We start from the raw sequence: 12,108 nt of genomic DNA, 5'->3' as shown, positions 1-12,108 counted from the left end.
GTGGTCGGTCAGGCGCCGATCGCGGCGAGTTCGGCCTCGATGGCCGCCTCGAGCCGCTCGGCGACCTCACCGACCCCGATCTTCTGGATGATCTCGTGGAAGAAACCGCGCACCACCAGGCGGCGGGCCGCGTCTTCCGGAATACCGCGGGCACGCAGATAGAACAGCTGCTCGTCGTCGAACCGGCCGGTCGCCGAGGCATGACCCGCACCGACGATCTCACCGGTCTCGATCTCCAGGTTCGGCACCGAATCGGCACGGGCGCCATCGGTGAGCACCAGGTTCCGGTTGATCTCGAACGTATCGGTGCCCTCGGCGGCGGCCCGGATCAGCACATCGCCGACCCAGACCGTGCGGGCATCGCCCTTGGGCGAATGGGGATCGCCCTGGAGCGCGCCCTTGTACAGCACGTTCGATTTGCAGTGCGGCACCGCGTGATCGACCAGCAGGCGCTGTTCGAAATGCTGGCCGGCGTCGGCGAAGTAGAGGCCGAGCAGTTCGGCGTCACCGCCGGGGCCCGCGTAGCGGACATTGCCGGTGAGGCGGACGAGGTCACCGCCGAGGGTGACCGCGGTGTGCCGCAGTACCGCGTCGCGCCCCACCAGGGCGTGGTGGGCAGTGGCGTGGACGACGTCGTCGGCCCAGTCCTGGACCGCCACCACCGTCAGCTTGGCGCTGTCGCCGAGCACGAATTCGATGTTCTCGGCGTAGGTTCCGCTGCCCCGCTGATCGATCACCACGGTGGCGGCGGCGAATTCCGCCAGCCGGATCTGCAGATGACCGTAGGCGGTCTTCCCCTCGCCCGGTCCGGTGATCCGCACGACGACGGTTTCGGCGACCTCGGTCTCCTTACCCACCGACACGATCGTCGCCTGCTCGAAACCGGAGTACGCCTGCGCGGCGACCCGATCCGACGGGGTGCCCCCCTGCCCGAGCCGGACATCGTCGCGGCCCACCGTTTCCACGGTGACCCCGGCGACCTGCCCGACCTCGACCTCGGCCCGCCCGTCGGCGGTCGCGGTGCCGTTGTGCAGGCCACGCAGGCGGCGCAGCGGAGTGAACCGCCACGCCTCGTCCTTACCGGAGGGGATCTCGAAGGCGTTCACGTCGAAGGAGGTGAACACCTCCCCCTTGTTGATCGCCGGAGTACGAGCCTCGGCGGCCTCGGCAACGTTGTCCAATGCCATCAGCCGACGGCTCCTTCCATCTGCAGTTCGATCAGGCGGTTGAGTTCCAGCGCGTACTCCATCGGGAGTTCCTTGGCGATGGGCTCGACGAAACCGCGCACCACCATGGCCATCGCCTCGTCCTCGGTCATCCCGCGGCTCATTAGGTAGAACAGCTGGTCCTCCGACACCTTGGACACCGTCGCCTCGTGACCCATGGTCACGTCGTCCTCACGGATGTCGACATAGGGATAGGTGTCGGACCGGCTGACGGTGTCGACCAGCAGCGCATCGCATTTCACGGTCGACTTGGATCCGTGGGCGCCCTTGTTGACCTGCACCAGCCCGCGGTAGGAGGCGCGGCCGCCACCCCGGGCCACCGACTTCGACACGATGGTCGAGGAGGTGTGCGGGGCCAGGTGCACCATCTTGGCGCCGGTGTCCTGGTGCTGGCCCTCACCGGCGAACGCGACGGAGAGCACCTCACCCTTGGCGTGCTCACCGGTCATCCACACGGCCGGGTACTTCATGGTGACCTTGGAGCCGATATTGCCGTCGATCCACTCCATGGTGGCGCCCGCTTCGGCCTTGGCCCGCTTGGTGACCAGGTTGTAGACATTGTTCGACCAGTTCTGGATGGTCGTGTAGCGGCAGCGGCCGCCCTTCTTCACGATGATCTCGACGACCGCGGAGTGCAGCGAATCGGATTTGTAGATCGGCGCGGTGCAACCCTCGACGTAGTGCACATAGGCACCCTCGTCGACGATGATCAGGGTCCGCTCGAACTGGCCCATGTTCTCGGTGTTGATCCGGAAGTAGGCCTGCAGCGGGATGTCCACGTGCACGCCGGGCGGCACGTAGATGAAAGAGCCACCGGACCACACCGCGGTGTTCAGGGCGGAGAACTTGTTGTCCCCGGCCGGGATGACAGTGCCGAAGTACTCGCGGAAAATCTCCGGGTGCTCCTTCAGCGCGGTATCGGTGTCGAGGAAGATGACGCCCTGCTGTTCCAGGTCCTCGCGGATCTGGTGGTAGACGACTTCGCTCTCGTACTGGGCGGCGACACCGGAGACCAGCCGCTGCTTCTCCGCCTCCGGGATGCCCAGCTTGTCGTAGGTGTTGCGGATGTCCTCGGGCAGGTCCTCCCAGCTCTCGGCCTGCTTCTCGGTCGAGCGCACGAAGTACTTGATGTTGTCGAAGTCGATACCGTCGAGGTTGGAGCCCCAGTTCGGCATGGGCTTGCGGTCGAAGATGCGCAGCGCCTTCAGCCGGTTCTCCAGCATCCAGGCCGGCTCGTCCTTCTTGGCCGAGATATCGCGAACGACCTCCTCGGAAAGACCACGCTGCGCGCTGGCGCCGGCCGCATCCGAGTCGGCCCAGCCGTAACCGTATTTACCCAGCGAGGCAATGGCCTCCTCCTGGGTGAGCGGTGGCACCTGGTCGGTGGTGGTCGTCATTCGGCGCTCCTTCCGGAGTCGTTCGGTGCGTCCGTTGCGGGCTGTGCAACGGTTGAAGGTGAAGCGTGCTTCGGTCGATCGGTGGCCGCCGTGGGCAGCACCGTCAGTGGTACGTGGGTGGTGCAGGCGCAGTCACCGTTGGCGATGGTGGCCAAGCGCTGCACATGGGTGCCGAGAACCTCCCGGAAGGCCGCGAGTTCGGCCTCGCACAGTTCGGGGAATTCCTCGGCCACATGGGCGACCGGGCAGTGGTGCTGGCAGATCTGCACGCCCGCGCCGACCCGGCGGGTACTCGCGGCGAACCCCGCGCCCGAGAGCGCCGTGGCGATCTCGTCGGCCTTGGCCGCCGTATCCGTTCGCCCGGAATCGTCTCCGGTGGCGGACTCCGCCACCGCCGGTTCCGCGCCGTGGCCGGGAAGCGGTTCGATCCCGTCGACCAGGGTGCGGGCGCGTTTGCGGGCGAATTCGGTGACCGCTTCCTCACCGCCGATCTCCCGCAGCTGGCGCAGGGCCGCACCGGCGAGATCGTCGTAGGCGTGCCCGAGCATGCCGCGCCCGGCCGCGGTGAGCTGGTACTGCTTGGCCGGCCGTCCGCGACCCTTCTGCTGCCAGGGTGCCGACCGCCCGGCGCGCGCCTGCCCCGATTCGATGAGCGCGTCCAGATGCCGACGCACCCCGGCGGGTGCCAGGCCCAGCGCACTACCTATCGCGGTCGCGGTGATCGGTCCCTCCTCCAGCAGCAGCCGGACGATAGCGGCCCGGGTATGACCCTCGCCGCCGGTCGCGGGCACGCCGACGGACCCGGGACCGGCCCGATGACCAGCCCTTTCGTCCACATTCGGCAAACCCATAGTTTTCACAACATCAGTGTGGCGGAATTCGTTCCCGAAATCTAATAAGGGTGCCCTGAGCAGGCGGGTCGCCGAGTCCGGCCGGAATCGGCCCCGATCGCCGAAATCGCCTGTTCGAGCGAGAAAGAGCCGCTCCCGGCGTTCCGGCCGGATCGGCGCAGTGATGTGCTTCACTGCGACCGCGGCTCGACCGGGGCGCGGGGCCCGCTACCGGATAATTTGCTGTCCGGCTGCGCCGGCGTCCCGCGTGCGGAGACCCGCCGCGAGCGCCCGGATCACGCCCCGGAAATCCCACGCCCATCCACCGGCGTAGGACACCGTGCCGAAACGCCGGGCACCACGGTAGCCAGAAGATGTCCGGCGCGGAACCCGGGGCCGCGACATCCGGTGGGCACGCTTCCGCAGTCCGCGCGATGTCGCGGCCCGGACACCGGCAGCGCCCCCGGCGAACTAGTCTCGGTGACCGTGGCAGGACAGGCAGGCGCCCCGGGCGCAGTGGCGTCGCGCGGGCAGCGCGCACTGAAACTGGTGCGGCGCGCCCTCGGACTCGATGTCCCGCCCTCGGATCACACCATCGCGATTCTGCACAGCGACGAATCCGAGGTCCCGGGGCTCGACCGCCGGGAGCGGGCGCAACTGGACCGGATCCGGCTGATGGGTGCCACCGGCACCGTGCTCATGGCGATCAGCGCCCTCGGGATCGGCGCGCAGCCGGTGCACCAGAATCCGACCTCGGGCATGCGGGTGCTGGGCATCTTCGCGCGGGCGCACACCGGATCACTGGCCATGTGCATGGTCGGCACGGTGACCGTGGTGCTGGCGTGGCTGCTGCTGGGGCGCTTCGCTGTCGGCGGTATCGGCGGCTCGCCGCGGCACCGGCTCACCCGGCGGCAGTTCGACCGCACCCTGCTGCTGTGGGTCATCCCGCTGTGCGTGGCACCGCCGATGTTCAGCAACGACGTCTACTCCTATCTGGCACAGAGCGAGATCGCCGCCCGCGGAATCGACCCGTACCAGGAGGGTCCCGTCGCCGGGCTCGGTATCGACAATGTCCTCACCAACAATGTCCCGAACATCTGGCGTGAGACGCCCGCGCCCTACGGACCGCTGTTCCTGTGGATAGGTCACGGGATCGCCGAGGTCACCGGGGAGAACATCCTGGCCGGTGTCTGGGTGCACCGGCTGCTGGCCCTGGCCGGGGTGGCGCTGATCGTCTGGGCACTGCCGCGGCTGTCCGTGCGCTGCGGGGTGGCTCCGGTGAGCGCGCTGTGGCTGGGCGTGGCGAATCCGCTGGTGCTGTTCCACCTGATCGGCGGCGTACACAACGACGCGCTGATGCTCGGCCTGATGCTGGCGGGCCTGGAGTTCATGCTGCGCGCGATCCACGGGGTACCCGGCGACGGCGGACCACCCCCGCTGGACGCTCGCGGCTGGGCACTGCTGGTGGGCGGCGCGGTCGTGATCAGCCTGTCGTCCTCGGTGAAGGTCACCTCGATCATCGCGTTGGGCTTCGCGGGTATGGCCCTGGCCCGCCGCTGGGGGCCGGGGCTGCGGCCGATCCTGGCCGCCGCCGGGCTGCTCGGCCTGATCGCGGTGGTCGTCACCGTGGTGATCAGCACGGCCAGCGGTCTCGGTTTCGGCTGGCTCTACACCCTGAACACGGCGAACGCGGTACGCAGCTGGATGTCGCTGCCCACCGCGCTGGGCATCGTCACCGGATTCGGCGGCGTCCTGCTCGGTCTCGGCGATCACACCACCGCGCTGCTGAGCATCACCCGGCCCATCGCCGCCGTGGTGGCGGGTTTCATCACCGTGCGCATGCTGGTCGCCACCTGGACCGGACGCCTGCATCCGGTGGGCGCGCTCGGGGTTTCGCTGGGCGCGATCGTGCTGCTGTTCCCGGTGGTCCAACCCTGGTATCTGCTGTGGGCCATCGTGCCGATGGCGGCCTGGGCCACCCGGCCGGCGTTCCGCGGGCCGGCGATCGGTATCTCCGCGGTGGTCAGTGTGATCCTCATGCCGCGTGGCGCCGACCTCGAGGTGTTCCAGATCGTGGGGTCGGCGGTGGCCACCGTGATCGTGTCGCTACTGTTCATCGTGGTCACCCGGAACTCGCTGCCCTGGCGGGCACAGCAGGGGGTGTCGGCCCCGTCACAGCCGGCCGGGGCCTACGGTGGGACCTCGTGACCGCTTCCCGGGTGCCCGCCGTACAGGTGGACCACGTCGCCAAACGCTACGGCGAGACGATCGCGGTGGACGGTATCGGTTTCACCATCGAGCCCGCACAGGTATTCGCCCTGCTCGGTCCGAACGGCGCCGGTAAGACCACCACGGTGGAGATGTGCGAGGGCTTCGTCCGCCCGGATTCGGGCCGGGTGCGGGTCCTCGGCCTGGACCCGATCGCCGATTCCGAACGCCTGCGCCCGCGGATCGGCGTGATGCTGCAGGGTGGCGGCGCCTACCCGGGAGCGCGTGCCGGGGAGATGCTGGATCTGGTCGCCTCGTATTCGGCCGACCCGCTGGACCCGGGCTGGTTGCTCGGCGTGCTGGGCCTGGCCGAGCACCGCCGGACCCCCTATCGCCGGCTCTCCGGTGGTCAGCAGCAGCGGCTGTCGCTGGCCTGCGCGCTGGTCGGCCGCCCGGAGATCGTCTTCCTCGACGAACCCACCGCAGGAATGGACGCACAGGCCCGGATCATGGTGTGGGAGTTGATCGACGCGCTGCGCCGTGACGGTGTGAGCGTTCTGCTCACCACCCATCTCATGGACGAGGCCGAGGAATTGGCCGATCATCTGGTGATCGTCGACCACGGGCGCATCGTCGCCTCCGGTACACCGGCCGAGGTGACCGCGCACGGCGCGGCCGGGCAGCTGCGTTTCGCCGCGCCGCCGAAACTGGATCTCGAACTCTTGCAGAAGGCCCTGCCGGAGGGTTTCGCACCGAAGGAGACCAGCCCCGGCTCGTATCTGGTGGAGGGCGAGATCAACCCGCAGGTACTGGCCACGGTGACCGCCTGGTGCGCCCGGGTGAACGTGCTCGCGACCGATATCCGGATCGATCAGCGCCGGCTCGAGGACGTGTTCCTGGAACTGACCGGACGGGATCTGCGGGCATGAGGCGCGATACCTCCGCCGACCCGATGACGCGCTACCTCCGCCGGCGCCACGGCCGCCGCGGACCGCGTCGATCGATTTCGAGGGAGGCCCTGTGACCAAGCCGGAACCGACGGCCAACCGGTTCGAACCCGGTACTTTCACGCCCGCTCCCCGGCCGGCGCCGCGCGCGGCCATGTTGTTCGCGCAGACCCGGCTCGATCTGGTGCTGCTGCTGCGCAACGGCGAGCAGTTGCTCCTCACCATGTTCATCCCGGTCACCCTGCTGATCGGCCTGGCGCTGCTGCCCTTCGGCGACATGGGCCCGGACAAGATCGACAAGATCGTGCCCGCCGTGATGATGGTGGCGGTGATGTCGACGGCGTTCACCGGTCAGGCCATCGCCATCGGTTTCGATCGCCGCTACGGCGCGCTCAAGCGGCTCGGCGCCACTCCCCTGCCGCGGTGGGGGATCATCGCCGGGAAGAGCGGGGCGGTCCTGCTGGTGGTGATCCTGCAGGCGGTCCTGCTCGGACTGATCGGGGTGGCGCTGGGCTGGCGGCCGACACCGCTGGGGCTGCTGCTGGGCGCGGTGCTGATCGCGCTGGGTACCGCCACGTTCGCGGCGATGGGCCTGCTGCTCGGCGGCACACTCAAGGCCGAAGTGGTGCTGGCGCTGGCGAATATCCTCTGGTTCGTCATGCTCGGTATCGCCAGCGTGGTCTTCGCCTCCGACGAATTACCCACCGCGGTCCACACCCTGGTGCGGCTGGTGCCCTCGGGCGCGCTGGCGGTGGCCCTGGAACACGCGCTGAGCGGCGGCGTCGACTGGCTGGGGGTGGCGGCGCTGATCGTCTGGGGTACCGGCGCGGGCCTGCTCGCGGCCCGCTGGTTCCGTTTCGAATGATCTTCCACGACACGTTGTAGTAGTCCGGGTGCGGACCGGCCGGGGCCGCCCGCTACCATCGGCACGTGCTGTATCGCGCATTCCTGCGACTCGTCGACCGGCTGCCGCTGCCCTCGCGGCGCACCCAGCTGCTGATCGCCCTGGCGGTGATCGCCTCCCAGGCCGGTATCGCGGTGACCGGCGCGATCGTGCGCGTCACCGCGTCCGGCCTGGGCTGCCCCACCTGGCCGCAGTGCTTCCCGGGAAGTTTCACCCCGGTCGGGGTCTCCGAAGTGGCCGTGCTGCACCAGGCGGTGGAGTTCGGCAACCGCATGCTCACCTTCGCGGTGACGCTGTGCGCGGCGCTCATCGTCCTCGCGGTCACCCGGGCCCGGCGGCGCCGCGAAGTGCTGATCTACGCCTGGCTCATGCCCGCCGGCACCGTCCTGCAAGCGATCATCGGCGGTATCACGGTGCTGTCCGGGCTGCTGTGGTGGACCGTCGCACTGCACCTGCTCGCATCCATGCTCATGGTGTGGGTGGCCGCGGTGATGTACGCGAAAGTCGCCTCCCCCGACGACGGTGTCGACACCGTCCGCGCGCCCGCGCCCCTGCGCTGGCTGACCGCACTGAGCGGACTCGCCCTGGCCGGGGTCCTGGTGGCGGGCACGCTGGTGACCGGCGCCGGCCCGCACGCCGGCGACAAAAGCATCGAACGTCCGGTGGCGCGGCTCGAGGTGGAGATCGTCACGCTGGTGCATCTGCATTCGCAGCTGCTGGTCGGCTACCTGGCCCTGCTGATCGGTCTCGCCTTCGGGCTCTTCGCCACCGGTATCACCACACCGGTCCGCGACCGCCTGTTCGTCCTGCTCGGGCTGGTGCTCGCGCAGTCGCTGGTCGGTATCGTCCAGTACTTCACCGATGTCCCGGCGGCGCTGGTCGCCATCCATGTCGGTGGTGCGGCCCTGTGCACCGCCGCGACCGCCGCGTTGTGGGCGTCCCTGCGGACCCGGGAACAGCTACCCGCCGCGGTCGTGGCATCGAGCGGCCGGCCGGCCTGACGACGACCCGCACCGCAGGGCTCGAACGGATCGCCGGGTCCGATCCGGCTCCACCGGCAGCGACCTCCGGTCCCCGGAGATATGCCGTCACCGTGCCGCGTCAGGTTCGGCTCGGCCCGTTCTGATAACTGCGCGCCACCAACGCCGAGGTCAGATACCACAGGCCCGTGGGAATCGCCGGATCGAACCCGGTGAGCATCCGGACTCGTTTGAGCCGGTAGTCGAGCGTATTGGTGTGCATGTGCATCAGCCGGGCGGTGCGCTGCCGGTTGAAATTGTTGGCGATGTGCTGGCGCAGTGTTTCCAGCAGTTCGGGATGTTCGTCCAGCGGGTCGAGGATCGCACTCAGATGTTCGCGCGCCGGGCCGGGCCGGGTGATCTGGAATTCCAGGGCCAGATCGGTGAACCGGTGCAGGCCGCCGCCGTCGGTGATGCGCTGCACCGTGTCGAGGAGTTCGTGGGCCCGATCGGTGGCGTCGGGAATCTCGGCGGTGGCCGCCGTGACCACGGTCGCGGTCACCGGCACCTCGGCCGCCTGGGACAGTCGCGCGATCAACTCGTCCAGCGCCTCCTCCGGAAACGCCTCCGCGGGCAACAGCACCGTACCGCCGTCGATACTGAGGAGCGACAAGGCCTTGTCACCACAGCTGCGGGCGAGTTCGGCCTGGGTCCGGCGCAATTTTCGCCGGGCGACGATCCGGCCGTCGACCTGCGGTGCGGACTCGTCCGGATGGGGCGGCAGTGCCAGCGCCAGCACCTGGTAGGACCCGGCGATCTCGATACCGCATTCGCGGGCCATGGTGGCGGTGCTGTGTCCGCCGAGCAGCGCCGAGGTCAGCGTGTGCACCGCGGTGTGGTGTTCGGAGACCACCCCGCGGTACTCGCCCACATAGGCCAGCGCCACCTCCGAGGTGATGGTGTCCAGGATTTCCAGCATCCGGCGGGCGGTGGCCGCCAGGGTCGCCGCGTCCGCCGGCCCGGCGGTGGCGATGATGCGGTCGAAACCGAGTTTGAAGCCCTCGTGGATGGCGTGGTTGATGGTGTCGATCGGGATACCCTCGCGCGCCCATTCGGCGGCGGCTTCCCGGACCTGTTCGATCTGCTCCGGTAGCTCGCGGCCGTCGAGCCGGCTCACCGTGAGCTCCAGGCAGAGCCGGGTCACCGCGGTGACATCGCCTTGGAGGGCGTCACCCGGCAGCGTGCCGCAGGGTGCCACGTGCTCGACGAAATGACCGACCATCTGACGCGACAGGGTCGACACATCCCGTAGGTGGTTCGAGATCGGACGGCCGGACACCGTGAGTCTGGAACGGGTCGGACTGCTGACCGTCATAGCGGCTCCTTCTACCCCGGGGCTGACGCTCGAGGCACTAACGGTAGCGCGAACCGGTTACTCGTCAGTAGTTTTTGATCGGGAAACTGTTCGACCTACCTGCGGCCCGGCCCGGCGACCTGTGAGCACGCACAGGTGTCAGCTCTCGTTGCGAGCCTTGGGAAATCGCGTCTGAGCAGCGACCCAGCCCGCCATCTTCGCCCAGTGCCCGGTCCGCGGCGTGGTACGGGCCACCAGGTCGCGTTCCCAGCCCTCGGCGGCGGTGAGCCCGTCCACCGCGTCGATCACAGCCTGCGCGGTGGCGGTATCGGCGACCATCCGGTCCCCGAGGACACCGTCGGAGCCGACCAGGGTGAGCCGCACGCCCCGGCGGCCCACCGGCTGCGGCACGGCCTCGGCCGAACCCCCGTGCGCGGCGACGAACTTGCGCACCGACTCGACGATCTCCCAGGGAGCGGCGACGGTGGCGGTGGCGGAATCTGCACTCATGCCGAGAAGTTTACCGGCGAGTAGGTCGGCGCCCGGAGACCCGGTCCGAACCACTCGGTCGCCACGGCGACGGCGCCCGGACCCGCGGCGGCGGACCCCCGCGTTCCGGGCGCGGGCACCGGTGTAGAACTGGACCCATGCGCGCGATCCAGGTAGACCGGCACGGCGGTCCGGAAGTGCTGACCCTCGCCGAGGTTCCCGATCCGGAGCCCGGCCCGAAGCAGCTACTGGTCGATATCGACGCCGTCGGCGTCAATTTCATCGACACCTATTTCCGCACCGGCACCTATCCGCGCCCGGTGCCCTATATTCCGGGTTCAGAAGGTACCGGAGTGGTGGCCGAAATCGGTTCCGAGGTCACCGAATTCGCCGTCGGCGACCGGGTGGCCTGGGCGGCGGCCCCGAACAGCTACGCCCCGCGCGCGGTGGTGGACGAAGCGGTCGCCGTGGCGGTGCCCGGCGATATCGATCCGGCGGTGGCGGCCTCGGCCCTGCTGCAGGGGATGACGGCGCACTATCTGATCGAATCGGTCTACCGCCCCGAACCGGGCGAGACGGTCCTGGTGCACGCGGGTGCGGGCGGGGTCGGGCTGCTGCTCACCCAGCTGGCCGCGGCGCGCGATATCCGGGTGATCAGCACGGTGTCCACCGACGAGAAGGAGGCCCTGTCGCGCGGCGCCGGGGCCTGGGAGGTGCTGCGCTACAGCGACGATCTCGCCGAGCGCGTCCGTGAACTGACGGGCGGCGAGGGTGTCGCGGCCGTCTACGACGGCGTGGGCGCGGCCACCTTCGACGCCAGCCTCGCCTCGCTGCGGGTTCGCGGCACGCTGGCCCTGTTCGGCGCGGCCAGCGGCCCGGTACCGCCGGTGGATCTGCAACGGCTCAACGCGGCCGGCTCGGTCTTCGTGACCCGCCCCAATATCGCCCACTACACCCGCGACCGGGCCGAACTGGACTGGCGGGCCGGCGATATCTTCGAGGCCGTCGCCGACGGCTCGCTCACCGTCCGGGTCGGCGCGACCTATCCGCTGGCCGAGGCCGAACAGGCCCATCGTGATCTGGAGAGCCGCAAGACCACCGGCTCCATCGTATTGCTGCCCTGACCCGTTCGACCGGGCGCGGTCTCAGTAGTCGCGCCCGGTCAGGCCTCGGTAGACGAAGCGCGTCAGGCTTGCCACGGCTTCATCGTCCGAGATCCGCACCGCGCCGTCCTCGACTCCCGCCGAGATGGCCTGGACGAGATAGAACATCATCGCCAAGCTGGTGTCGACCGTGCCCGGCAGTGTCATACCCTTCGCCGCCAGACCGTCGAGATGATCGGCGATATCCCGGCGCTGTTCCGCGCCGAACTGCGCCATCTCCCGGGCGAATTCTTCGTTGACCAGGGCCGCCTGTCCCATCGCTCGCATGACCGCGGCGTGCTCGCGGGCAAACCGCCAGAAGCCGGCGATATGGAACCGGACGGCATCGGGGTCACTGAAGTCCGGATTGTGCTCGGCCAGTCCGGCCTGCTCGTCCCCGGCCTCCCCCAGATCGGCGAGCAGCGCCCGGAGCAGTTCCTCCTTACTCGCGAAATGGTTGTAGAACGACCCCGCCGACCGGCCCGCCGCCGCCGTGATGTCGGTGATCTTGGTGTTCAGATAGCCGCGTTCCGCGAAGACCCGCCGTGCCGCGGCCTTGAGCGCCTGTTCGGTTTCTTCCGCCCGTTCTCGACGGCTCGATCCCACCGACCTCACCTCCTTGACACGGCAACCTACCAACCTCAATACTGAA

General features: G+C 69.1%; 11 protein-coding genes. 5 read left to right on the top strand and 6 right to left on the bottom strand.

All coding sequences use genetic code 11. The annotated features are described in order from the left end of the window. Positions 1 to 8: 8 nt before the first annotated feature. From sufD to ABZV91_RS04860, 3 genes are read right to left on the bottom strand one after another with little or no spacing between them, the layout of a single operon-like run. Positions 9 to 1,187: a Fe-S cluster assembly protein SufD gene (gene sufD / locus ABZV91_RS04870; protein ID WP_355235501.1), complete on the bottom strand. Its 1,179-nt coding sequence runs from the start codon at positions 1,185 to 1,187 to the stop codon at positions 9 to 11. Beyond that, positions 1,187 to 2,623 (bottom strand): Fe-S cluster assembly protein SufB, encoded by a 1,437-nt coding sequence (sufB, locus tag ABZV91_RS04865; protein ID WP_039825481.1) that lies wholly within the window; start codon positions 2,621 to 2,623, stop codon positions 1,187 to 1,189. Before sufB ends, sufD begins: the two co-directional genes overlap by 1 nt. Next, complete coding sequence (locus ABZV91_RS04860) at positions 2,620 to 3,474, bottom strand: metalloregulator ArsR/SmtB family transcription factor (RefSeq protein WP_355235796.1); 855 nt, start codon at positions 3,472 to 3,474, stop codon at positions 2,620 to 2,622. The genes sufB and ABZV91_RS04860 overlap by 4 nt, the downstream gene beginning before the upstream one ends. A 495-nt stretch (positions 3,475 to 3,969) precedes the next feature. Here ABZV91_RS04860 and mptB point away from each other — a divergent pair, with 495 nt between their 5' ends. The 4 genes from mptB (at position 3,970) to ABZV91_RS04840 (ending at position 8,513) form a co-directional block, all read left to right on the top strand. Next, entirely contained in the window at positions 3,970 to 5,661 is a 1,692-nt protein-coding gene (gene mptB, locus ABZV91_RS04855) for a polyprenol phosphomannose-dependent alpha 1,6 mannosyltransferase MptB (RefSeq protein ID WP_355235793.1), read from the top strand. Then, positions 5,658 to 6,590: an ABC transporter ATP-binding protein gene (locus ABZV91_RS04850; protein WP_355235496.1), complete on the top strand. Its 933-nt coding sequence runs from the start codon at positions 5,658 to 5,660 to the stop codon at positions 6,588 to 6,590. The genes mptB and ABZV91_RS04850 overlap by 4 nt, the downstream gene beginning before the upstream one ends. A gap of 91 nt (positions 6,591 to 6,681) precedes the next feature. Next, positions 6,682 to 7,473 carry an ABC transporter permease gene (locus ABZV91_RS04845; RefSeq protein ID WP_355235493.1) on the top strand — a complete coding sequence of 264 codons (792 nt, stop codon included), beginning with the start codon at positions 6,682 to 6,684 and terminating at the stop codon, positions 7,471 to 7,473. 65 nt (positions 7,474 to 7,538) lie between these two features. Beyond that, on the top strand, positions 7,539 to 8,513 hold the full coding sequence (locus ABZV91_RS04840) for a heme A synthase (protein ID WP_355235490.1): 975 nt from the start codon (positions 7,539 to 7,541) through the stop codon (positions 8,511 to 8,513). Between the two features lie 100 nt (positions 8,514 to 8,613). Here the strand turns inward: ABZV91_RS04840 and ABZV91_RS04835 are convergent, their stop codons facing one another. Both ABZV91_RS04835 and ABZV91_RS04830 read right to left on the bottom strand, forming a co-directional pair. Continuing rightward, entirely contained in the window at positions 8,614 to 9,846 is a 1,233-nt protein-coding gene (locus ABZV91_RS04835; RefSeq protein WP_355235487.1) for a helix-turn-helix domain-containing protein, read from the bottom strand. Positions 9,847 to 9,984: 138 nt separating this feature from the next. After that, complete coding sequence (locus ABZV91_RS04830; RefSeq protein ID WP_355235484.1) at positions 9,985 to 10,335, bottom strand: hypothetical protein; 351 nt, start codon at positions 10,333 to 10,335, stop codon at positions 9,985 to 9,987. Positions 10,336 to 10,472: 137 nt separating this feature from the next. Between ABZV91_RS04830 and ABZV91_RS04825 the strand changes: the two genes are divergently transcribed. Next, complete coding sequence (locus tag ABZV91_RS04825; protein ID WP_355235481.1) at positions 10,473 to 11,438, top strand: quinone oxidoreductase; 966 nt, start codon at positions 10,473 to 10,475, stop codon at positions 11,436 to 11,438. Positions 11,439 to 11,459: 21 nt separating this feature from the next. Here the strand turns inward: ABZV91_RS04825 and ABZV91_RS04820 are convergent, their stop codons facing one another. Further along, entirely contained in the window at positions 11,460 to 12,062 is a 603-nt protein-coding gene (locus tag ABZV91_RS04820) for a TetR/AcrR family transcriptional regulator (protein WP_355235479.1), read from the bottom strand. Between the last annotated feature and the right edge of the window lie 46 nt (positions 12,063 to 12,108).

Origin of the sequence: Nocardia sp. NPDC004568 (genome assembly GCF_040609955.1) — a bacterium.
GTDB lineage: Bacteria > Actinomycetota > Actinomycetes > Mycobacteriales > Mycobacteriaceae > Nocardia.
This window is presented reverse-complemented; position numbering and strand designations above follow the sequence as displayed.

Excerpts from the sequence above, each read along its gene's own strand:
- ABZV91_RS04835 (WP_355235487.1), bottom strand. The coding sequence starts at position 9,846 with ATGACGGTCAGCAGTCCGACCCGTTCCAGACTCACGGTGTCCGGCCGT.
- ABZV91_RS04825 (WP_355235481.1), top strand. The coding sequence starts at position 10,473 with ATGCGCGCGATCCAGGTAGACCGGCACGGCGGTCCGGAAGTGCTGACC.
- sufB (WP_039825481.1), bottom strand. The coding sequence starts at position 2,623 with ATGACGACCACCACCGACCAGGTGCCACCGCTCACCCAGGAGGAGGCC.
- sufD (WP_355235501.1), bottom strand. The coding sequence starts at position 1,187 with ATGGCATTGGACAACGTTGCCGAGGCCGCCGAGGCTCGTACTCCGGCG.
- ABZV91_RS04860 (WP_355235796.1), bottom strand. The coding sequence starts at position 3,474 with ATGGGTTTGCCGAATGTGGACGAAAGGGCTGGTCATCGGGCCGGTCCC.
- ABZV91_RS04830 (WP_355235484.1), bottom strand. The coding sequence starts at position 10,335 with ATGAGTGCAGATTCCGCCACCGCCACCGTCGCCGCTCCCTGGGAGATC.